Below are 22,454 nucleotides of genomic sequence, written 5' to 3'. Positions count from 1 at the left end.
GGACGTTTGTACCGTGAATGAGCACGAAGACACAAACACAATGCACGTCGTACGAAGCAGCGGTTCCGCCGCCGACACAATGGTCGAACCGGAACCCCTGGTGCCCCGGCACGGCGACACCATCGAGTGGTCCCGCGGGCACTCCGGGAAGCCGCCGGCCGCCGGCCGCCACCAAGCGCTCGCCGGGCTGGACGCGCGCGACATCACCGCCTGGTTCGGCGACCACCGGGTGCTTGACCGGGTGACCCTCTTCATGCGGGCTGGCGAGGTCACCGCCCTCATCGGCCCGTCGGGATGCGGAAAGTCCACCTTCCTGCGCATCCTGAACCGGATGCACGAGCTTGTCCCAAGCGCCGCGATGGCCGGCGAGGTTTTGCTGGATGGGCAGGACATCTACGCCGCTTCCCGGCGGATCACCGAGGCGCGGCGGCAGATCGGCATGGTGTTCCAGAAGCCGAACCCGTTTCCCGCTATGTCGATTTACGACAACGTCGTCGCCGGGTTGAAGCTCACCGGTGCCAGGGTTCGGCGCAACGACAAGGACGACCTTGTCGAGGAGTGCCTGACCAAGGCGGGGCTGTGGCGTGAGGTCCGGGACCGGCTGCGGCAGCCGGGCGGCGCCCTCTCCGGCGGCCAGCAGCAGCGGCTGTGCATCGCCCGCTCGCTCGCGATCCGCCCGCGGGTGCTCCTCATGGACGAACCGTGCTCGGCGCTCGACCCGACCTCCACCCGGGTCATCGAGGAAACCATCGCCGAACTCGTCGCGGAGGTGACGATCGTCATCGTCACCCACAACATGCAGCAGGCGGCCCGCGTCTCCAACCGGTGCGCGTTCTTCCTCGCGGAGCAGGGCAAACCCGGCTACATCGTCGAGCACGGCCCCACCGACGCGATGTTCAACGAGCCGCAGGATCCGCGTACGAGCGACTACGTCCATGGCCGGTTCGGCTGACCCCCCTTGGCCAGCATCACGGCTGGCCCAGACTGACTCCGGAGGGCCCCGGCCGTCTGTCAACCTTCCATGGCTTGTGGTCGTGTCGATCGCCCCACCTGCCAGCACATTGCCGCTGTCCCGGTCGCAGTCTCTCGATGCGGCGGACGCGCTCGACGATCTCTTGGACCGCGCCCACGAAGCTGTGACGCCCGCCGGCGACGTCGTCACGGTGCTTGATCGGCGGGTCGGCGCTCATCCGGGCGGCACGATGGCGAGTCTGCTCGTGACGTCTTCCAGCCGCGAAGGCGCTTTGCGGGCTGTCACCGCGCTGATCGAGCACGCCCTGCGTATCGTCGCGCTCCTGCGTGGTTGGCAGCTCACCGAAGCGAGCGTCGAATCGATCCCGACCGACCAGTGAGGCCTTGCCCGGAGAACGGGACTACGTCGTAAACCTCGTGGAGAAGAACCGCGAGGAAATCCGGATCGAGCTCGCCACGATTTGAGCGCCGGGAAAAGAAACGCACTCCCTGCCCTTTCTAAGGTATAGCGCACCGGGGGCTTGCGGCAAGACCGGGGTCGTGGCGCACAATCGTCGGCCGAGGCCAGAACCTGCGGAAACGGGAAGTCGCGGAAGGTTTGCAGCCCTGCGGCCGACCACCCACGGACCTGGCAGGGAGGGCCGCCAAGGCCCGACCGGTCTCCGGCGGGAGCAGCGGCGAGCACTCCCGCGAGCCCGGGACATCGTCTTTATCGGAGTTGTGCCATGAGTGTGTTCGACCTTCCTGAAAACCTCTCATCCAAGGCCGACCCGGCGCTGATCGCGCGCGATGAGCAGCATTTCGTGGCCATCGCGGAGAGCCTTGAACAGTCGTTCGCCGACCTGTCCGCCCGCCTCGATGCCGAGCGTAAGGCGCCCGGCGGGAAAGGCCGGCGGGCGTTGGACCGGGACCAGGAGATCCGCCGTCTGAACGCTCGCCTGCGCACACTGCGCCGCTTCGGTTTGGACCTCTGCCTCGGACATATGGTCAGCGCGGACAACCCCGAGCCCGTGTACATCGGACGGCGAGGCCTCACCGACAGCACGGGCGGTCAGCTGTTGCTCGACTGGCGTTCGCCGGCGGCCGAGCCGTTCTTCGGGGCGACCCACGCCAACCCGATGGGTATGGCAAGCCGCCGCAGGTACCGCTGGACGAAGGGCCGGATCAGCGACTACTGGGACGAGGTGTTCACGTACGAGGGGTTCGAAGGGCACGCCGCCGCGCTCGACGACCAGTCCGCCTTCATCGCCAGCCTGGGCACCAGCCGGTCGCCCCGGATGCGGGACGTGCTCGGCACCATCCAGGCCGACCAGGACGCCATCATCCGCGCTGGATCGCGCGGCGCCCTCGTCGTCGACGGCGGTCCGGGCACGGGGAAGACCGTTGTCGCTCTGCACCGCACCGCGTACCTGCTCTACTCCGACCCTCGCCTCGGCCACCGCCGGGGTGGCGTGCTGTTCGTCGGTCCGCACCACCCCTACCTGGCGTACGTCGCCGACGTGCTGCCCAGCCTCGGAGAGGAGGACGTGCAGATCTGTACCCTGCGCGACCTGGTCCCCGAGGGGCCAGAGCAGCGGTCGAGACCGACCCGGAGGCGGCTCTGCTGAAGTCGTCCGCGGGTCTGGTTAAGGCGATCGAGGCGGCCGTCAGGTTCTACGAGGAGCCGCCCAGCAAGGGGATGACGGTTACGACGCACGAGTCGGACATCCGGCTGAGTGCGAACGACTGGGCCGACGCGTTCGACGCACGCGAACCTGGTACACCGCACAACGAGGCGCGCGAGCAGATCTGGGAGGAACTGCTCACGATCCTGATGGACAAGTACGACGGCGACGAACCGGAGGAGCCGCTGCGCAGGTCGCTGCGGCAGAACAGGGAGCTGCTCACGACCTTCAACCGCGCGTGGCCGCTGCTCGAAGCGGCCGACCTCGTCGGCGACCTGTGGTCGGTACCCGCCTATCTGCGCAAGTGCGCTCCCTGGCTCAGCCCAGAGGAGGTCCGGAAGCTGCAGCGCGCGGAGGCCCAGGCCTGGACGGTGTCCGACCTGCCGCTGCTGGACACGGCGCGGCAGCGGCTCGGCGACCCGGAGGCGTCACGGCGGAGGCGCAAGCACGACGCCGCTGTCGCCGCCAAACGTGCGGACATGGCCACGGTCGTCGACGACCTGATCGAGTCCGAAGCCTATGACGACGGCGAAGGCGTCATGAAGATGTTTTACGGGCAGGACATGCGGGACGCCCTGGTCGACGAGACCCCACCGCCCGACGCCGACCCTGACCTGCTCGCAGGACCGTTCGCACACATCGTCGTGGACGAGGCCCAGGAGCTGACCGACGCGGAGTGGCAGATGTTGCTGCTCCGCTGCCCGTCCCGGAGCTTCACGATCGTCGGGGACCGCGCCCAGGCCAGGCACGGGTTTACCGAGTCGTGGCAGGAACGGCTCGAGCGCATCGGGCTCGACCGGATCGCCCTGGCCACCCTGACCATCAACTACCGGACGCCGGAAGAGGTCATGCTGGAAGCCGAGCCGGTCATCCGGGCCGTACTCCCGGACGCCAACGTGCCGACCTCCATCCGCAGCAGCGGCGTCCCCGTCGTACACGGATCCGCTTCTGAATTGGATTCGATCCTCGACGCCTGGCTCGCCGCGCACGCCGAGGGAATCGCCTGCGTCATCGGCGACCCCACCTTCCAGCCGACGTCCCGCGTCCAGTCGCTGGCGCCGGAGCTGTCGAAGGGGCTCGAGTTCGACCTTGTCGTTCTCGTCGACCCGGAGAAGTTCGGCGAAGGCGTCGAAGGAGCGGTCGACAGGTACGTCGCGATGACCCGGGCGACCCAGCAGCTCGTCATCCTCACGTCGGCTCTGGTTCGCGCTGATCCTTCTCCGGACGCGGGGCCTCGTGGGTGATGCGGCGGGCCGCGGTTTGGTGCTGTTGAAGCGACAAGGGCGATATTGGTGCAGCGGCGAGCGAGGATGCGACTCCCGCAAGCTCGACCGGTCGTACGTCTCGACTTTCCCTGGCCGGGTTTCCGAGCCACTGCGTGTACGGTGCGATCTCCTCGCCCTTCATGAGGAAGGAGTCAGGCCCGAGATCGGCGCCGTCCCCCATCGTCACGCCGTAGTGCACGAGCGCGCCGGCACCAAGCGTGCAGTTGGCGCCGATGGTGATGTGGTCGGACTTGAAGGTGCCGTCCTCCAAGGAGTGGCTCTGGATGATGCTTCCTTCGTTGAGGGTGCTGTCGTCTCCGATGGCGACAAGGCTGCGCTCCGTGATCCAGCAACCGTCGTCGAAGACCCTGCGGCCGATGCGGACCCCGAGCAGCCGCCAGATGATGTTTTTGAACGGGGTTCCGTTGAGCATCTGGATATAGCGCATCGCGGGCACCTTCCAGTAGCGCTCGTGCCGCCAGAAGGCGATGTCGTAGATCGAGCAGAATCTCGGTTTCAGGGGCCCGAACCCGGTGACGGCACGGTCCACGAACGTGAAGAAGGCCGCGCTGATCAAGGGGCTGACGACGACGGCGACCGCGATCGCCGGTAGGCCGAACCGATGGAAGACGTCGACGGCGACGAGCGCGAGGAGGGTGATGAAGAAGAGGTGGAACCACCGTACGAGCAGGTGCAGCGCGATGGTGACAGTGTTGTGCCTGGTCTTGGCCGCGAGCTTGCGGCGCAGCACCTTTCCGTCCTTCAAGTAGTCGAAACTGCTGTCGCGCTGGACCGACCGGGGGATCTCGAAGCTCGGCGAGCCGAGCAGCCCGACGTTCTCCCGGACGTCGCCGTCGAGCGGGATTAACACCTTCGTGCCGAGGAGGCAGTTTTCGCCCGTCCTGCTCCCCGAGGGAAAGACGAGGGCGTTCCCGAGGAAGTTTCGCGGCCCGATCGCCACGCGCGTTACGCGGAAGGAGGTGCTCGAGAAGTCGGCGTTCATGATCGATAGCCCATCGGACACCATGGTGCCGGTGCCGACCGTGCTCAGGAACGGCGTGTCGTGCTCCACATTCATGCCGAAGTTCGACCCTGTCTGCTCGACGCGAGACAGGTCGTAGCCGATGCTGCGGAGATAGGTGGTGATGTACGAGCTGTCGCCGAAGAGCGAGACGTAGACCTTCGCATTGGTCATGCGCGAGATCATCCGCTGGAGCCAGTAGTAGAAGCCGTACAGCGGATACACCTTGTCGGGCCGCAACGCCAGGTTCAACAGGCGTGGGACGGTGACCACTGTGACGAGTCCGGTGATCAGTAGGCCGAAAAACAGCACAGACGAGAAGATCAACTGGTCGCGGTAGAAAGCCCAGGATGTCGCGGCCTCGTGGCCCGGGCCGATCAGCTGGCTGAGGTGTGGCACCTCGGACAGCAGCACGACAAGACCGCCGGTCGCGATGGGCATGTACAGGACGAGCGCGTTCAGCACCTGGAAGAAGCCGTAGCTGAATCTTCTCAGCCTGCCGCACCTGGCCGGGCCGACGGCGCGGTAGTCCACCTCGGTCGGCTGCGCCGGGGATCCGTGCCACCGCTGGCCGGCGGGCACGGCCTGGGATTCGTGCAGGGAGGAGCTATTGCCGAGCTGCGATCCGTCGCCCATCGAGGTCTCGATGTCGATCACCGTTTGCTGGCCGATGTACACGTCCTTGCCCAGCGTCACCGCACCCGTCTGGATCACGCCGGCGTTGGCCCGGTAGCAGTTGAACGCTGCGTCCTTGCGGATGACGGTGCCGTCGCCGATGGTGAGCAGATCCGTGCAGACGGGCATGTGCGGGGAAAGGATCACGACGCCGCGCCCGACCCGGGCGCCGAGCGCTCGCAGGTACAGCGAGTAGACCGGCGAACCGATGAACAGGACGAGCGGGTTGGTCCGGATGAGCGTCTTGACGGTCCAGAAGCGGACGTAGGCCAGGCTCCAGACGCGGATCTGCTGGCGTTTCCAGCGACCGACAAGCGTCCACTTCGCCAGAATCGGAACGGCGCACATGACCGCGAACGCCGCGCTGCCGAACTCAACCGACCGCCGGTAGATCTCGATCAGACCGGTGGCCGAGGCGATCCAGTCGTACCCGCCCACCAGGATCACCGCGTTGAGGCACGCGTACGCGACGAACAGAAGGAACTGCAATGCTCCACAAAGGACGTACTGGGCGGTGCTCGCCCGCGCGGCCGGCACACTCGGGGCGCTGGGCGGGGGCGCGGTGGGGGCGGGTGCCACCTCGGCGAGGTTGGCGGCCAGGCTTCTGACCGTCGGATGCAGGTACACGTCGCGCATCGACACCGACGGCAGGTCGCTGTGCTGCCGTACCCGGCTGCAAAACCGCGCCAGCAACAGCGAGTTGGCGCCCAGGTCGTCGAAGAAGTTCGCGTCGGCCGATACCTGATCGATGTGTAGAACGTGGGCCAGCGCTTCGGCGAGGGTCTTTTCCGCGCCCGTGGTGGGTTCGACATGGCTGTCGGGGGTCGCGAGGCTGCGCCGGCTCGCTGGCGGCGGCAGCCTCTTGCGGTCGACCTTGTCGCTGGGCAGCGTCGGAAGGACATCGAGCTGGTCGAGGTACGCCGGAACCATGTACCGCGGCAGCCGATCGCGTAGATGATCGTAGATGACTTCCCGGTCCGGGCTGCCGGAGTCCCGGCGCGCGCTGTAGTAGGCGGCGAGTTCCACCTCACCCGGCTCCGGCTCGAAAGTGGTGACCACAGCCTGCGCGATCCCCGGGACCTGCAACAGGACTGACTCGATCTCCGTCAGCTCGATGCGGTAGCCCCTGATCTTCACCTGCGAGTCGATGCGGCCGTGGTACTCGATCTCGCCGCTGTCGTTGACGCGGCCGAGGTCACCGCTGCGATAGATCCTGCCCGACGGGTTGCCGTCAATCCCGATGAAGTCCCGGACGAACGCCCGCTCGGTCAGGTCGTCCCGGTTTACGTAACCGCTCGACAGTGCGATCCCGGCGATGCCGATCTCGCCCATCTCGCCGCGGGGAAGTACCTTCCCCTCCGCCGGATCGAGGATGACGGCGGTGTAGGTGGGTAGCGGGAAACCGAGCGTCACCGGGCGCTCCGGGTGGACCAGCGCCCACGTCGCGGTGACCGTGGTCTCGGTCGGACCGTACACGTTGAGGAAGCGGCGGTCGGGCCGGTGCCACCGGGCAATAAGGTCCTGCGGGCACGCCTCGCCCGAGACAAGCAGGAAACGCAGGCCAGGTAGTTCGTCGTCGATGGTGGCGAGGAGCGTCGGTACGCAGCAGAGCGCCGTAATGTCTCTGGCTAGCAGGAAATCGTGCAGGTCAGAGCCGAGAAGGCTGGAGCCGCCCGGCTTGGGCACGAGCGTCGCCCCGACCATCCAAGGCACCCAGATCTCCTCCACCGAGAAGTCGAAGGCGATCGTCATGCCCTGGTAGACCCGGTCGGTCAGCCGCATCCCGTAGACCTCGGCCGCGACGCGCAGGAAGTTGACAATGCTGGCGTGCTGGATCGCCACGCCTTTCGGCCGCCCCGTCGAGCCCGACGTGTAGATGATGTAGCAGAGCTCGTCGACAGGCTCCCCCCTCTCCGCGTCCGTGAGGCGGTCCGCGGCCTCGGTGGCGACCTTCGACTCCACGTCGTCGAGGCAGAGCGGCGTTGCGGCCAGGTGCCCAAGCCGGTCCCGCAGGTGCGACGTCGTCAGCACCGTGTGCACATTGGCGTCCTGCGCGATGTACGCCAGCCGGTCGGCCGGGAAACCGACGTCCAGCGGAACGTAGGCCGCGTTGATCTTCAGTACGGCCAGCATCGCGACGTACGAGAGCACAGCCTGGTCGAAAAGCAACCCGATCCGGTCGCCGGGCCGGGCTCCCTGCCCGAGCAGGTGGCGAGCGAGCTGGTTGGCCTGCGCGTCCAACTGGGCGTACGTGAGCCGGACGTCGCCCGCGTCCACGGCCAGGTGATCGCCTTCGCCGATCTCCCGCATCCGGTCGCACTGCTGCTCGAAGAGATCCTGAAGGCGTTCCCCAGGTCGCCAGCGAATCGCGTTGTCGTATCCCGGGCAGACCAGGATCTGGGGCTGGACATCGACAGTATTGACGTGCCTGCTCGTTTCCTGCCGCATCAGCCGTCGCCCATTGCGTCTGGGCCTCGCGCCGGCGCCCAGGATGAGGATGTGGCCGATCCACAGCATTCCTCGATCGTTTCCTCGATCAACGAGCAAGCCGTGTCGACAATTTCTGCGGAAACGTTGAGCGCGGGGAGCAACCGGATAACACAGTCGTCGCGGCCACCGACTTCGAGGATCAAACCTCGCCGCAGGGCCCGTGCCTGCACCTTGCGAGCCAGGGCGCCGGCGGGCCGCCCATCCTGCGGATCGGCCAGCTCGATTCCCCACATCAGGCCCACGCCCCGTACATCGCGCACCCACGGATTCAGTTGCAACTTGGCGAGCCGATCGCCGATCTGCTCGCCACGCTCACGGACATTACTCAGCACGTTGTCGCGGCGGAAAATGTTTACTGTCTCCGCGCCGGCTGCAAAGGCCAACTGATTTCCGCGGAAGGTGCCTGTGTGTGCGCCGGGCGCCCAGCTGTCGAGCCGTTTGTCGTAGAATATGACGGCTACGGGGGCGCCGATCCCACTCAATGCCTTCGACGCGACGATGACGTCGGGCTCGATGTCGTACTGCTCGAATGCAAACCACGTCCCGACGCGCCCGCATCCGGTCTGCACTTCGTCGACGATCAGCGGGATGTCGAGCTCGCGGGTCAATGCCCGGATCCGCCCGACGAACTCCTTGCGGGCCGGCACCACGCCACCCTCGCCTTGGACCAGTTCCAGAATGACGGCCGCGGGCAGCGCGAGTCCACCGTTGGCATCGCTCAAGGACCGCTCGAGGTAGTTGACGCAGTTGATCGCGCACGTGTCGGGCGCGAGCCCCAACGGGCAGCGGGAGCAGTAGGAGTAGGGGAAGAAGTGGACGCCGGGCATGCCGTTGGCGACCGGCTCCTTCTGCTCCACCAGCCCGGTAACCGCCATGGCGGCATGGCTGCTGCCGTGGAAACCACCCTGGAAGGAGACGATGTCGCCGCGGCCGGTAGCCGTCTTGCAGAGCTTGATCGCGGCATCCACCGCGTTGGCCCGGTAGGGCCGCAGAAGTGCAGCTTCATACGATCACGCATGGGCTCGGGAAGCATCGAGAGCTGGGCCTCGATAAAAGCGTCCTTCGCCGGCGTCGGGAAGTCAAGACCATGAGTGAATTGCGAGAGCTGTCTGGTTACCGCCTGGACCAGCTCCGGATGGTTGTGGCCGAGCGAGAGCACTCCCGCGCCCATGAGGAAGTCGATGAAGACGTTGCCGTCGACATCGCGTACGAAGCTGCCCGACGCGTTGGCGATAGCGATGGGTAGATGTCGAGGATAGGTGCGGGCGTTCGACTCTCGCCGGTGCTGCCGTTCAAGCAAAGTTGCCGAACGTCGGCCCGGAAGATCGCCGTACACACGTGGATAGATTGAAATTGCCGCCCAGTCCGGCAAGATCATTGCTAGCTCCTCTGCCATTTGGGTGGGGGCCGTCGTTTCTTTCGCGTGCGGAAGGCACGCTTCCATTTGGTGCATGGAAGACGTGACAGTGAGCCGCCGACCCGGAAAAACGGCAGCCCGGGTCCAGCCGCGGCGGCTTTCTTACTGGCTGATTAGTCCAACCCGCATGCTGCCATTGCAGGGTCCCCGCAACGTCGTTCAGCAAGAGGACACGATGCTAGAAGCATTTCCGCAGATTGTGTGTCGTCATCGTTTCTTTCACGTAACGCCACTGAGCACCGACTCTAGCTTCCTCGAAGCGGCCCGTGACACGGAACGTGAAACTACAGCCGCGTAGCCCGCGTACTCTTCAGCACGGATCGAAAGTACGGTCACGGGGAACGGAACGGCACATAGCACCGGTCGGCGTTGCGGCGTCCGGGCGTGTCGGGCAATCGCTATAAAGATCTTACCGCTGAGGATGGCCGGAACGAGCAGAGTGGGCGCGCAAGTGATCTCGGTCGTCCACGCGGACACAACGATCCTTGCGATGGCCACGAAGGCTGATCAGATGAGTGGTGCCCCCGGCAGGATTCGAACCTGCGCCCCCGCCTCCGGAGGGCGGTGCTCTATCCCCTGAGCTACGGGGGCTCAGCGACCAAGGAAGCGTAGCAGGCTCGCTGTCCGCGGGCCGAATCGACACCGCCCCAGTTCTAGGGCCTGCCTCCAGCGGACCACCGATTCGGCGCAGAGGGGGCAGGCGCGGTCTACGGGTTCGCGGGTGCTGAGGCCCCAGGCGCGGAGGTAGCGGGCGGCGGCGGTCGGGCTCAGCGGGGACATTGTGGAGGCCTTCCACAAGGGAGCGTTCAGGTCGAGCTGGTCGGGGAAGCGGTCGCGCATGGTTTCGATCAGGGCGAGTTCCTGAGCGCGGGCGAGGACGTTGTGGCGGCGGCGGGCGGCGACGGCACCAATGGGCGGCCTAGCGCCGAGAAGAAGACGCAGCGACAACAACGCCCCCGACCGGACAACGAGGACGAAAGGGTCGGGTGGGGCTGAGCAGTCAGAAAACTACTGAATGCGATCGCGGATGCTGCGCATGTTGTCGATCTCGCCCTGCTGGGTGTTCTTCATGCGCTGGGCGGCCTCGGTGACCTGGGGATCGTCGGACTGGTCGAGGATGGCGTCGACCATGTGGATACCGCCGAGGTGGTGCTTGATCATCAAGTCGATGAAGAGGATGTCCAGCTCGTGGCCTCGCGCGGCCTCCAGCTTGTCCATCTCTTCCTTCGTGGCCATGCCGGGCATCAGGCCGCCCTCGCGCTTGAACTGCTCGCCGTCCGGCATCCAGGCCATCCTGGGCTCCGAGCCGGTCGGGTCGAGGTGCCACTGACGCAGCCAGGTCTGCATGATCCCGATCTCGCCCTGCTGGCCGGTGGCGATGTCGACGCCGAGCTGGGTGATCCCGTCGTCCTGCCCGTACTTGAACGCGACCAGCGCCATCTGCACGGCCTGCGTGTGGTGCGTGGTCATGTCGCGGGCGAAGCCCGCCTCGGCGGATGTGTCGCCGGGGCGGGTGAGCGTGGGCGTGAGCCAGCCCGCCCCGTACCCCAGGAGGAGTCCTACCGCGACGGCGATCGCGAGCGCAACGGTGCCGAAGCGCCACCCGACGGCCCCGTGCGAGGGGCCGTCGGGCGAGGTTGCCGCCTCCGCGGGCGTGGCGGTGGTCACCACGGCTAGCCCTGCGGCTGCTGCTGTTGCTGCTGCGGCTGGAGGTTGCGCGGCTCGGTGCCAGTGGCGGTGATGCCCTGGGCGCAGAGGGCGGTCGGGCCCTCCACCGAGGCGTTGACGCGCAGCGCCTTGATGAAGTCGTCGATGCGGCTGTCGTCAGCGTTGTCGACCTTGAGCTGGTAGCCCCACGCCTGGAGGGAGATCGGCGCGTCGAGGCCCTCGTACGGGCTCATCAGCAGCTTTTCCGTGCCGCGCACCCGCTCGGCGAGCTTGTCGACCTGGTCCTTGGGCAGGTTCGGCTGGTACGTCACCCAGACCGCGCCGTGCTCCATGCTGTGCACGGCGTGCTCGCTGGCGATCGGGGCGTCGTACACATCACCCATGCAGTTTTGCCAGTCCTGGTTGTGCTGGCCGCCAACCGGGGCTTCACCGTGTAGTCGACCTTGCCCGGCACGTGCTGGCCGCCCTGGGCCAGCGCCGGGTCCTGCTCCCGGAAGTTGACGATGCCGTCGATGCCGGCCGCGCGGTCCTCCCAGGACTTGGAGCCCTGGAACGCCGCATACGAGCCGTAGCCGATGATCGCCACGGCGATCACACCGACCGCGACGAAGAGCCCGATCGGGCCCCAGTTGCGGCCTTGGCTGACCTTGACCGGCGCGATCGGCTTGCGGCCCTTGCCGCCGCCGCCCTTGCCTGCGCCCGCCCCGCCGCCCTTGCCGCCTGACGTGCTCTTACGGGCGGTGGCAGAGCCCGACTTGGCAGGACTGGATGACTTGGCAGCGCCTTCCGGCGCCTTCTTACCGGTGCTGACCACGGACGGACGGCGCTGGTCGCCGGCCGGGGTACTCACGCTCATGGTGCCTCGTCTGGTCGGTCGGTCACGGGGGTGGGCGGATCGAGCACGGGCACAGGGTCGCCGCCGAGGCACCCACTGTACCCCCGCTAGCATTGCTCGGTGACTCCCGCCAAGCTCGCCGAGGCTGTCCTCGCTGCCGCCCGCGCGCTCTTTACCGAGCGTGGGTTCGATCCTGCCGCCCTGCCAGCATCGACCACAGTTGAGCGGCCGCGCAACCCCGAGCACGGCGACTACGCATCGACGATCTCGCTTCAGCTGGCGAAAAAGGTGGGTGCGCAGCCTCGTGAGCTGGCCGGCGGGATAGCCGACCACCTGGGTCGGACACCGGGCGTCAAATCGGTCGAGATCGCTGGTCCGGGCTTCCTCAACATCCGCCTCGACACGGCCTCCGCGGGCCAGCTCGCCCGCGTCGTGGTGCAGGCCGGCCGGGAGTACGGGCACAGTGAGCGCCTCGCCGGCCAGCGGATCAACCTGGAGTTCGTCTCGGCCAACCCCACCGGCCCGGTGCACATCGGCGGCGCCCGCTGGGCGGCGCTCGGCGACGCGCTGGCCCGGCTGCTCCGTGCGAGCGGCGCGGATGTCGGCACTGAGTACTACGTGAACGACGCCGGCGCCCAGATCGACCGTTTCGCCCGCTCGCTGCACGCGGCGGCCGAGGGTCGGCCGGTGCCCGAGGACGGGTACGCGGGGGCGTACATCAAGGAGCTCGCCGACGAGATCAAGGCGAAGCACCCGGAGGCCGACGAGCGGACGTTCCGGGACGAGGGCGTGGCGCTGATGCTGCGCGAGATCCGCACCTCGCTGGCCGACTTCGGTGTCCCGTTCGACCTGTTCTTCCGGGAGTCGGACCTGCACACGCGGGGCGAGCTGGACACGGCGCTGGCCCGGCTGCGCGAGCAGGGCCACGTGTACGACGCGGACGGCGCGATCTGGTTGCGCACCACCGACTTCGGCGACGACAAGGACCGGGTGCTGCGCAAGTCCGACGGGGAGTGGACCTACTTCGCCGCCGACTGTGCGTACTACCTGGACAAGCGGGAGCGCGGCTTCGGGCGGCTCCTGATGCTGCTCGGCGCCGACCACCACGGGTACATCGGGCGGATGCGGGCGATGGCCGCGTGCTTCGGCGACGAGCCCGAGCGCACGCTGGAGATCCTCATCGGCCAGCTGGTCAACCTGGTCAAGGACGGCGAGCCGCTGCGGATGAGCAAGCGCGCAGGCACCGTGCTGACGATCGAGGACCTGGTCGAGTCGATCGGGGTGGACGCCGCTCGGTACGCGCTGGCCCGCTTCTCCAGCGACTCACCGATCGACATCGACGTCGACCTGTGGACCCGCAGCACGCGCGACAACCCGGTCTACTACGTGCAGTACGTGGCCGCCCGTACCGCCAGCGTCGGCCGCAACGCCGCCGAGGTGGGGCTCGCCCGGGGCGAGGCCGACGACTTCCGGCCCGAGCTGCTCGGCCACGAGAAAGAGCAAGACCTGCTCAAGGCGCTCGGCGACTACCCCGGGATCGTGGCTCAGGCGGCCGAGCTGCGCGAGCCACATCGGGTGGCCCGCTACCTGGAGGAGCTGGCTGGCTCATACCACCGCTTCTATGACAACTGCCGCATCCTTCCCGTGGGTGACGAGCCGATCGGTGATCTGCACCGCGCACGGCTGTGGCTCAACGACGCCACCCGTACCGTGATCGCTAACGGTCTCGACCTGCTGGGCGTCTCGGCGCCGGAGAGGATGTAGGGCTTGCGCGCGCACGAAGCGGGGGCACTGCACGGAGAGCTGGGCAGCAGAGGGCCGGCCTGGCTGCGTACCCCCGAAGACGTCAACGTGATCCTGCCGCAACTGTGGCCCACCAGCGTGGCGCGCGCGGCCGACGGCGCGCTCGCCATCGGTGACGTCAGCGTGCGGGATCTGGCCGAGGAGTTCGGCACCCCGGCGTACCTACTGGACGAAAACGACATGCGGGCGCGCTGCCGCGACTTCCTCGCCGCGTTCGCCGGCTGTGACGTGTACTACGCGGGCAAGGCGTTCCTGTGCCGCGCTGTGGTGCGGATCATCGCCGAGGAGGGGCTGCACCTCGACGTGTGCACCGGCGGCGAGCTGGCCACCGCGCTGTCGGCCGGGATGCCGCCGGAGCGGATCGGCTTCCACGGCAACAACAAGTCGGTGTCCGAGCTGACCCGCGCGGTCGAGGTCGGGGTGGGTCGGATCATCGTCGACTCGGTCCACGAGATCGACCGGCTCAGTGAGATCGCCCGCAGGCTGAACACAAAGCCCGCCGTCCTCCTGCGGGTGACGGTCGGCGTCGAGGCGCACACGCACGAGTTCATCGCGACGGCGCACGAGGACCAGAAGTTCGGATTCTCGCTGGCCGGCGGTGCCGCGTTCGACGCCGCGACGAAGATCCTGCACGAGGACGTCCTCGACCTGCGCGGGTTGCACTCCCACATCGGCTCGCAGATCTTCGACACGAGCGGCTTCGAGGTCTCCGCCCGTCGCGTGCTGGGGTTGCAGGCACAGATCCGCGACGCGCACGGCGTCGAGCTGCCCGAGCTGGACCTGGGCGGCGGCTTCGGTATCGCGTACACCACGCAGGACGACCCGGCCGCCCCCGCCGAGCTGGCCAAGCGGCTCGACAAGATCGTGGCGGACGAGTGCGAGGTGCTGCGGCTGGCGCTGCCCCACATCTCGATCGAGCCGGGTCGGGCGATCGTGGGTCCGGCCGTCTTCACGCTGTACGAGGTGGGCACGGTCAAGGACGTCGACGGCATCCGCACGTACGTGAGCGTCGACGGCGGCATGAGCGACAACATCCGGGCGGCGCTCTACGGCGCGACGTACTCGGCGACCGTCGCCTCCCGCGCCTCCTCGGCACCGCCACTGCTCGCCCGGGTGGTGGGAAAACATTGCGAGTCAGGTGACGTGGTCGTTAAGGATGAATTCCTGCCCGCCGACGTGCAGCCCGGAGATCTTCTCGCAGTGCCCGGTACCGGCGCTTACTGCCGGAGCATGGCCAGTAACTACAACCACGTACCACGGCCTCCGGTGGTGGCGGTGCGTGACGGGCGGGCACGGGTGATCGTTCGCCGGGAGACCGAGGACGACCTGCTGGCATTGGATGTGGGATGAAGCCTGTACGGGTGGCGCTGTTGGGATGCGGCACGGTCGGGTCCGAGGTTGTCCGGCTGCTGCACGAGCAGGCCGGCGACCTCACGGCCCGGATCGGCGCGCCGGTGGAGATCGCCGGCATCGCCGTGCGGCGGCTCGGCCGCGACCGTGGTGACCTGCCCGTCGACCCGGCGCTCCTCACGACCGACGCGCTCGGCCTCGTCAAGCGCGACGACGTCGACGTGGTGGTCGAGGTCGTCGGCGGTATCGAGCCGGCCCGCACCTGGCTCGTCGAGGCGCTCAAGGCCGGCAAGAGCGTGGTGACGGCCAACAAGGCGCTCCTCGCGGAAGACGGCGGCACGCTGCACGACGCGGCCACCGAGGGCGGCGCAGACCTGTACTACGAGGCGTCCGTGGCCGGCGCGATCCCGCTGCTGCGCCCGCTCCGCGAGTCGCTGCACGGCGACACGATCACGCGGGTCACCGGCATCGTCAACGGCACCACCAACTACATCCTGTCCTCGATGGACGCCACCGGCGCCTCCTTCAGCGACGCGCTGGAGGAGGCGACCGCACTCGGGTACGCGGAGGCCGACCCCACCGCTGACGTCGAGGGCTTCGACGCGGCGGCCAAGGCGGCGATCCTCGCCTCGCTCGCGTTCCACAGCCGGGTGAGCGCGGCCGACGTGCACCGGGAGGGCATCACCGAGGTGACCGCCGCCGACGTGGCCAGCGCCAAGGCGATGGGCTGCACCATCAAGCTGCTCTGCATCGCGGCGCGCATCGACGACTCGGTCAGCGTGCGCGTGCACCCGGCGATGATCCCGCGCACCCACCCGCTGGCCAGTGTGGGCGACGCGTTCAACGCGGTCTTCGTCGAGGCCGCGGCGGCGGGCCAGCTCATGTTCTACGGCCGTGGGGCGGGCGGCGCGCCGACCGCGAGCGCGGTCCTCGGCGACATCGTCGCGGTGAGCCGCAACCGGCTCGCGGGGGTACGCGCGGCCAGCGAGTCCCGCTACGCCGACCTGCCGATCCGCCCGATGGGCGAGGCGGTCACGCGCTACCACATCAGCCTCGACGTCGCCGACCGCGCGGGCGTGCTCGCCGCGGTGGCCGGCGTCTTCGCCAAGCACGACGTCTCCATCGCCACGGTCCGCCAGTCCGGCCGCGGCGACGAGGCGATACTCGTGATCGTCACCCACGCCGCCCCGGACGCCGCGCTCACCGCGACGGTCCGCGAGCTCCAGCAGCTCGACATCGTCCGCTCGATCGCGAGCGTGCTCCGCGTCGAGGGCATCGAAGCGACATAGAGAAAGATTTGGGCTACCGCGATGATGCTCCTATGGATGTCAAGCGGCTAGTTCAAGATCGTTTGTTGTGATGTGTTGGTAGAGCTCGCGGGCGACGTAGCGCTTGAGGCATCGGATGATTTCTTTCTTGGACAGGCCTTGCTTGGTGCGTCGTTCGGCGTAGGCGCGGGTGCGGGGGTCCCAGCGTAGGCGGGTGAGTACGACGCGGTAGAGGGCGGCGTTGGCTTGTCGGTCACCGCCGCGGTTGAGGCGGTGGCGGCTGGTTTTGCCGGAGCTGGCGGGGATGGGGGCGGCGCCGCAGAGCATGGCGAACGCGGCTTCGGAGGTGAGTCGGTCGTGGTTTTCGCCGGCGGTGACCAGTAGTTGGCCGGCGACGTCGGGGCCGACGCCGTGGACAGCGAGCAGGTCGGGGTTGATGGCGGCCACGAGGGGTTCAAGTAGTTCGTCGAGGTCGGTGATCTCGGCGGACAGTTGCTGGTGACGGCGGGCCAGGCAGCGTAGGGCGAGCTTGACGGCAGTGGCCGGCGTGGCGGCGTCGGCCCGGTCGGGCCGCAGGGTGGCGCAGGTCGCGATCAACTGCTTGACGTTCAGGCCACGCAGTCGGGCGCGTAGTTCGTCGGGGGCGGTGACGATCAGGGTTTTGATCTGGCGTTGGGTGTCGGCGCGTTGTTCGACCGCGCTGCGCCGGGCCACGCGTAGGTTGCGGAGGGCTTCGACGCGGCCGTCGCGTTGTTTGGGGGTTCCGGTGCGGTGGCCGGCCAGGGCGGTCTTGGCGGCTTGGACGGCGTCGATCGGGTCGGACTTGCCTTGCGAGCGGCGGGTCTTGCGGTCCGGGCGGTCGACCTCGATCACCTCGACGCCGGCGTTGCGTAGTTGGCGGGTCAGGCCGGCGCCGTAGGCGCCGGTGCCCTCCACCCCCACGCGGGCCAGTCGTCCGTGTCCGCGCATCCAGGCCAGCAGGGCCGTGTAGCCGGCTGTGGTGGCCGGGAACTGCTCAGTGCCGACCACCCGTCCGACCAGGTCGATCACCGCGACGGTGTGCGTGTCGAGATGGGTGTCCACGCCACCGACGACCTCGATCGCGGCGGTGTCGGGTGTAATAGAGGGCATCGTCGTCCTGTCGTTCGTGACTGGGGGCAGGGCGGCACGCACCAGCCGGGCAACGCGGACAAGACAGAGACGGGGCCTCTAGCCAGGCTCCTATGAAGTCACAACGCCACGTCCAGTGAGTGCACGAGCACCTCCCGACCAGGGCCGACAGATCATCTTCCAAGACCCCAAGGTCAGTCCGCCGTCGGGTCAGACCCCGGACGGGAGGTGCTCACAAACATCATCTCTGTCCGCGGTGGTCCGGACCGCTGCTCCCGCGGCCTCACCCTCCGCGCTTCACAACCAAAGCCGGCTCGGCCTAGCGGGCCTCCCGCACGGTTGATCAGGGACCTCGTGGGGCGACACGCCGACCGACACGCCCACGAACTCCCTGATCAACGCGGATGGGGGTGGGGCGCCCTAGGCGAGGTCCAGCGCGCGGGCGGCGGCTAGGATGTCTAGCTGGATTGTTGTGGGGGAGGGGGCTGTGGAGATGGCCCACTCTGGGTCCTTCAGGCCGTGGCCAGTTACGGTGCAGACGACCGTGGAGCCTCTTGGGACGCGTCCGGCCTCGGCCTCCTGGAGCAGGCCGGCCACGCTGGCCGCGCTCGCCAGCTCCACGAAGACGCCGACCTCGCGGGCGAGCAGCCGGTACGCGGAGAGGATCTGGCGGTCGGTCACCGAGGCGATCAGGCCCTTCGACGCGTCGCGGGCGTCGACCGCCTTGGTCCAGCTCGCCGGGTTGCCGATGCGGATGGCCGTGGCGATGGTGGACGGCTCGGCGACCGCCTTGCCGGTGACGATCGGGGCCGCGCCAGAGGCCTGAAAGCCGAACATCTTCGGCCGGCGGGTGGCATTGCCGTCGTCGTAGTCCTCCTGGTAGCCCATCCAGTACGCGGTGATGTTGCCCGCGTTGCCGACCGGCAGGCAGTGGATGTCCGGCGCGTCGCCCAGCTCCTCGACGATCTCGAAGGCGGCCGTCTTCTGGCCGTGGATGCGGTCGATGTTGACCGAGTTGACCAGGGCCACCGGGAAGTCGAGGGAGAGCTTCGAGGCGAGCGACAGGCAGTCGTCGAAGTTGCCATTCACCTGGAGTAGGCGGGCGCCGTGCACCAGCGCCTGGGCAAGCTTGCCGAGCGCGATCTTGCCCTGCGGCACGAGTACCGCGCAGGTGAGGCCGGCGCGTGCCGCATACGCCGCCGCGGACGCCGAGGTGTTGCCGGTCGAGGCGCAGATAATCGCCTTCGCCCCGCTTTCGACCGCCTTAGAGACAGCTAGCGTCATCCCCCGGTCCTTGAAGGAGCCGGTCGGGTTTGCACCCTCCACCTTGAGCTGGACATCACAGCCCAAACGGGACGACAGTACGGGAGCGGGCACGAGCGGCGTATTGCCCTCGTACAGCGTGACGATCGGGGTGGATCCGGTGACCGGCAGGCGGTCCCGGTACTGCTCTATAAGACCCCGCCACATGGCGCTTCTCCTGTCTTCGGGTCGCAGGTTCAGAATGCCCCACCCGCCTACGCCCAGGTTGCCCCCACCTGACCAATAACCACCTACCGGGACGCTCCCACCACGGAAAGAGTGAAAAGCGAGACGGACGGGGCAGATGAGGCCGGATGTCCTACACCGCGTCAGAGTGACGACCGCTAAGGTGAGCGCCGCATCCCTCGTGCGTTCCCACCCCCCTTGGAGTGAGCTCCGACATGTCGTTGTTCGCCAGACTCAGCCTCGCCAATCGCGGTCTGGTCGCGCTGGTCGCGGTGGTTATCACCGCGTTCGGGGCGTTCGCCATCCCCTCGCTCAAGCAGCAGCTGCTGCCTTCGTTGGAGTTCCCCGCGGCGTTCGTCGTGGCCCCTTACCCGGGTGCCGCGCCGGAGATCGTCGAGGAGCGCGTGACCGAGCCGATCGAAAACGGCGTCCAGGGCATCGCCGGGCTCAGCAAGGTGACCTCCACATCCCGCGAGGGTTCGGCGAGCATCCAGGTCGAGTTCGCGTTCGGTACCGACCTGAACGACGCGGTCAACAAGCTTCAGACGGCGCTCAACCGGGTCGGCCCGCAGCTGCCCGACGGGGTGGAGCCGCAGGTCTTCGCGGGCAGCACCGACGACCTGCCGGCGATCGTGCTCTACGCGTCGAGCAGCACCGGTGGCGACCAGAAGGAGCTCGCGGACCGGCTGGCCCGCACGGTCGTGCCGGACATCGAGGGGATCGACGGGGTTCGCACGGTCGAGATCGAGGGTGCCCGCGACCCGGTCGTGACGGTCACGCCGGATCCGGCGAAGATGGCAGCCGCCGGCATCGACACGCGCGCGATCGGCGCGGCGCTCCAGGCCAACGGCGTCGCCATCCCCGCCGGCACGCTCACGAGCGACGACAAGACGCGCACGATCCAGGTGGGTACGCCGATCGTGACCATCGACGAGCTGCGCGGGCTGTGGCTGAACGCGCCCCCTGGTCTCAACCCGGTGCAGCTGGGCACGGTGGCCACGGTCGAGGAGGGGCTGGCACCGGCGACCGGGTTCACCCGCACGAATGGCGAGGAGAGCCTCGGCATCGCGGTTACCGCCTCGCCCGACGGCAACGCGGTGCAGATCTCCCACGAGATCCGCGACCGGCTCGCCGCCCTCAGCGAGAGCAGCGGGTCCACGCTGACGGTGATCTTCGACCAGGCGCCGTTCGTCGAGAAGTCGATCGACAGCCTCACCACCGAGGGCCTGCTCGGCCTGCTGATGGCCGTGCTCGTGATCCTCGTCTTCCTGCTGTCGGTCCGCTCGACCCTGGTCACCGCCGTGTCGATCCCGCTGTCGGTGCTTGTCGCGCTGATCGCGCTGTGGGTCGGCGACTACTCGCTCAACCTGCTCACGCTCGGCGCGCTCACGATCGCGGTGGGCCGGGTCGTCGATGACTCGATCGTCGTGTTGGAAAACATCAAACGCCATCTCGGGTACGGCGAGGACAAGCGCCGCGCGATCGTCGACGGCGTCAAGGAGGTGGCCGGCGCGGTCACCGCGTCGACGCTCACCACGGTGGCGGTGTTCGCCCCGATCGCGCTCGTCGGCGGATTCGTGGGGCAGCTCTTCGCGCCCTTCGCGATCACGGTGACGGTGGCGCTGCTCGCGTCGCTGCTTGTCTCGCTGACCGTCATCCCGGTGCTGGCGTACTGGTTCCTCCGCCCGGCCACCGTCGTCGGCGACGAGGCGTCCGTGCGGCGGGCGGCCGAGGAGCGGGAGCGGCACAGCTTCCTCCAGCTGGCGTACCTGCCAGTGATCGGCTTCGCCACCCGGCGTCGGTGGGCAACCGTGGGCATCGGCATCGCGGTGCTGATCGGCACGTTCGGGCTGTCCACCCAGCTGAAGACCAACTTCATCGACGACTCCGGCCAGGACACCTTCGTCATCAGCCAGGAGCTGCCTCCCGGCACCAGCATGGACGCCACGGACGCGGCCGCGCGGCAGGTGGAGGGCGTGCTCGCCGGCCGTGACGACATCGAGTCGTACCAGGTGACCGCCGGGGGCGGGGTGCGCCGTGGTCGGGCGGCGGGGTCGCCGCGGCCAGCTTCTCCGTCACGGTCAAGGAGGGCGTCGACTCCGGAGCGGTGCAGGACCAGCTTCGCGAGCAGTTCGGCGACGTCTACGGCGCCGGCGAGATCACCGTCGGCGGTGGCGGCGGTGGGGCCGGTGGCGGCTCCGCCGACGAGCTCGAGGTGATCGTCCAGGCCGCCGACTCCGACACGCTCGCCCAGGCCACCGAGCAGGTGCGGCAGGCGATGAGCGAGACGCCCGACGTGGAGCAGGTGACCACGAGCCTGTCGGCCGACGTGCCGCGGATCGACGTGGTGGTCAACCGGGCCTCCGCTGCCCGGGTGGGCCTCAGCGAGCAGGCCATCGCCCAGATGGTCGCGCAGATCATGCGGGGCGTGCCGGTGGGCCAGGTGGCCCTCGACGGCGTACAGCAGGATGTGGTGCTCAGGGCCGCCAACCCACCGGTCACTGTGGACGGACTCCGGGCGTACCGGATCAGCTCCTTCCGCCTCATGGACGTCGCGGAGGTCAAGGAGGTCTCCGGCCCGCTCGAGATCACCCGCATCGACGGCGAGCGCAGCGCCAGCGTCACCGGCACGGCGACAGGCTCGAACGTGGGCGCCGTGAGCGCCGCGCTGACCGAGCGCCTCGACGGGCTCGACCTGCCGCCGGGTGCCACGTACCAGGTCGGCGGCGTCAGCGCCGACCAGGCTGAGGCGTTCGCGGACCTCGGGCTGGCCGTGCTTGCCGCGATCGCGATCGTCTTCGTCATCATGGTGGCGACGTTCCGCAGCCTGATCCAGCCGTTGATCCTGCTCGTGTCGATCCCGTTCGCGGCGACCGGCGCGATCACGCTGCTGCTGGTCACCGGCACCCCGCTCGGCGTACCGGCGCTGATCGGCATCCTCATGCTCGTCGGCATCGTGGTCACCAACGCGATCGTGCTGATGGACCTGATCAACCAGTACCGGCAGCAGGGCATGCCAGTGCTGGAGGCGGTCGTCGAGGGTGGCCGGCGCCGGCTGCGCCCGATCCTGATGACCGCGATCGCCACGATCTTCGCGCTGCTGCCGATGGCGCTCGGGCTGACCGGCGAGGGCGGCTTCATCTCGCAGCCGCTCGCGATCGTGGTGATCGGTGGCCTCATCAGCTCCACGCTGCTGACGCTGGTGCTCGTGCCGACGCTCTACACGATGGTGGAGAGCTTCAAGGAGCGGTTCGGCCGGGGCGGCGGTGACCAGGACCTCGCGTTCGCGGCTCCGGGAGCGCGTACGTCCAACGGCCACGATTCGCTCGTCGCCCCGCCGCCCTCCAAGCCTTCGGCGGCGCTCGTGGAGGGCACCGACCAGTTCGAGGTGCTGCGCCTACCGAAGATCAAAAAACCTACCCAGTAAC

Annotated in this window: 10 protein-coding genes, 1 tRNA gene and 4 pseudogenes; 7 read left to right on the top strand and 8 right to left on the bottom strand. The window is 68.2% G+C overall.

The features are described 5' to 3' along the window. The first annotated feature begins 79 nt into the window (after nucleotides 1-79). From Pflav_RS28155 to helR, 3 genes and pseudogenes are all read left to right on the top strand, one after another. On the top strand, nucleotides 80-952 hold the full coding sequence (locus tag Pflav_RS28155; RefSeq protein ID WP_173042678.1) for a phosphate ABC transporter ATP-binding protein: 873 nt from the start codon (nucleotides 80-82) through the stop codon (nucleotides 950-952). Nucleotides 953-1,034: 82 nt separating this feature from the next. After that, the gene (locus tag Pflav_RS28150; protein WP_173039514.1) at nucleotides 1,035-1,352 is read left to right on the top strand and encodes a hypothetical protein; all 318 of its coding nucleotides are present in this window, start codon (nucleotides 1,035-1,037) and stop codon (nucleotides 1,350-1,352) included. A gap of 345 nt (nucleotides 1,353-1,697) precedes the next feature. Next, nucleotides 1,698-3,880, top strand: a pseudogene (gene helR / locus Pflav_RS49020) (RNA polymerase recycling motor ATPase HelR). Here helR and Pflav_RS28140 read toward each other — a convergent pair. The 6 genes and pseudogenes from Pflav_RS28140 to Pflav_RS28120 form a co-directional block, all read right to left on the bottom strand. Further along, complete coding sequence (locus Pflav_RS28140; RefSeq protein WP_197938772.1) at nucleotides 3,825-8,045, bottom strand: Pls/PosA family non-ribosomal peptide synthetase; 4,221 nt, start codon at nucleotides 8,043-8,045, stop codon at nucleotides 3,825-3,827. The pseudogene helR and the gene Pflav_RS28140 sit on opposite strands and share 56 nt — an antisense overlap. Beyond that, nucleotides 8,045-9,055 carry an aspartate aminotransferase family protein gene (locus tag Pflav_RS46340; protein WP_269474548.1) on the bottom strand — a complete coding sequence of 337 codons (1,011 nt, stop codon included), beginning with the start codon at nucleotides 9,053-9,055 and terminating at the stop codon, nucleotides 8,045-8,047. The genes Pflav_RS28140 and Pflav_RS46340 overlap by 1 nt, the downstream gene beginning before the upstream one ends. Before the next feature lie 122 nt (nucleotides 9,056-9,177). Next, nucleotides 9,178-9,465 (bottom strand): annotated as a pseudogene (locus Pflav_RS49015) (aminotransferase class III-fold pyridoxal phosphate-dependent enzyme); the annotation flags it as partial. A 555-nt stretch (nucleotides 9,466-10,020) separates the two neighbouring features. Beyond that, nucleotides 10,021-10,095 (bottom strand) — tRNA-Arg (locus Pflav_RS28130). A gap of 417 nt (nucleotides 10,096-10,512) precedes the next feature. Next, entirely contained in the window at nucleotides 10,513-11,172 is a 660-nt protein-coding gene (locus Pflav_RS28125) for a DUF305 domain-containing protein (RefSeq protein ID WP_232071993.1), read from the bottom strand. A gap of 5 nt (nucleotides 11,173-11,177) precedes the next feature. After that, a pseudogene (locus Pflav_RS28120) lies at nucleotides 11,178-12,028 on the bottom strand (DUF3105 domain-containing protein). 99 nt (nucleotides 12,029-12,127) lie between these two features. Between Pflav_RS28120 and argS the strand changes: the two are divergent. The 3 genes from argS to Pflav_RS28105 are packed head-to-tail and all read left to right on the top strand — an operon-like array spanning nucleotide 12,128 to nucleotide 16,449. Further along, nucleotides 12,128-13,771 (top strand): arginine--tRNA ligase, encoded by a 1,644-nt coding sequence (argS, locus tag Pflav_RS28115; RefSeq protein WP_173039510.1) that lies wholly within the window; start codon nucleotides 12,128-12,130, stop codon nucleotides 13,769-13,771. Between the two features lie 3 nt (nucleotides 13,772-13,774). After that, nucleotides 13,775-15,160: a diaminopimelate decarboxylase gene (gene lysA / locus Pflav_RS28110; RefSeq protein ID WP_173039508.1), complete on the top strand. Its 1,386-nt coding sequence runs from the start codon at nucleotides 13,775-13,777 to the stop codon at nucleotides 15,158-15,160. Then, on the top strand, nucleotides 15,157-16,449 hold the full coding sequence (locus Pflav_RS28105; RefSeq protein ID WP_173039506.1) for a homoserine dehydrogenase: 1,293 nt from the start codon (nucleotides 15,157-15,159) through the stop codon (nucleotides 16,447-16,449). The genes lysA and Pflav_RS28105 overlap by 4 nt, the downstream gene beginning before the upstream one ends. A gap of 39 nt (nucleotides 16,450-16,488) precedes the next feature. Here Pflav_RS28105 and Pflav_RS28100 read toward each other — a convergent pair whose 3' ends face one another. Next, a complete protein-coding gene (locus Pflav_RS28100; RefSeq protein WP_173039504.1) occupies nucleotides 16,489-17,559 on the bottom strand; it encodes an IS110 family RNA-guided transposase in 1,071 nt (356 codons plus the stop codon). A gap of 399 nt (nucleotides 17,560-17,958) precedes the next feature. After that, nucleotides 17,959-19,008: a threonine synthase gene (thrC, locus tag Pflav_RS28095; RefSeq protein WP_173039502.1), complete on the bottom strand. Its 1,050-nt coding sequence runs from the start codon at nucleotides 19,006-19,008 to the stop codon at nucleotides 17,959-17,961. A 233-nt stretch (nucleotides 19,009-19,241) separates the two neighbouring features. Here thrC and Pflav_RS28090 point away from each other — a divergent pair. Further along, nucleotides 19,242-22,453: pseudogene (locus tag Pflav_RS28090) on the top strand (efflux RND transporter permease subunit). The last annotated feature ends 1 nt before the right edge of the window (nucleotide 22,454 follow it).

Origin of the sequence: Phytohabitans flavus (assembly GCF_011764545.1) — a bacterium.
GTDB classification, from domain to species: Bacteria; Actinomycetota; Actinomycetes; order Mycobacteriales; family Micromonosporaceae; genus Phytohabitans; species Phytohabitans flavus.
This window is presented reverse-complemented; position numbering and strand designations above follow the sequence as displayed.

Coding starts and splice junctions, on each gene's coding strand:
- Pflav_RS28140 (WP_197938772.1), bottom strand. CDS start 8,045: ATGCGGCAGGAAACGAGCAGGCACGTCAATACTGTCGATGTCCAGCCC.
- Pflav_RS28105 (WP_173039506.1), top strand. CDS start 15,157: ATGAAGCCTGTACGGGTGGCGCTGTTGGGATGCGGCACGGTCGGGTCC.
- thrC (WP_173039502.1), bottom strand. CDS start 19,008: ATGTGGCGGGGTCTTATAGAGCAGTACCGGGACCGCCTGCCGGTCACC.
- Pflav_RS28100 (WP_173039504.1), bottom strand. CDS start 17,559: ATGCCCTCTATTACACCCGACACCGCCGCGATCGAGGTCGTCGGTGGC.
- Pflav_RS28155 (WP_173042678.1), top strand. CDS start 80: ATGGTCGAACCGGAACCCCTGGTGCCCCGGCACGGCGACACCATCGAG.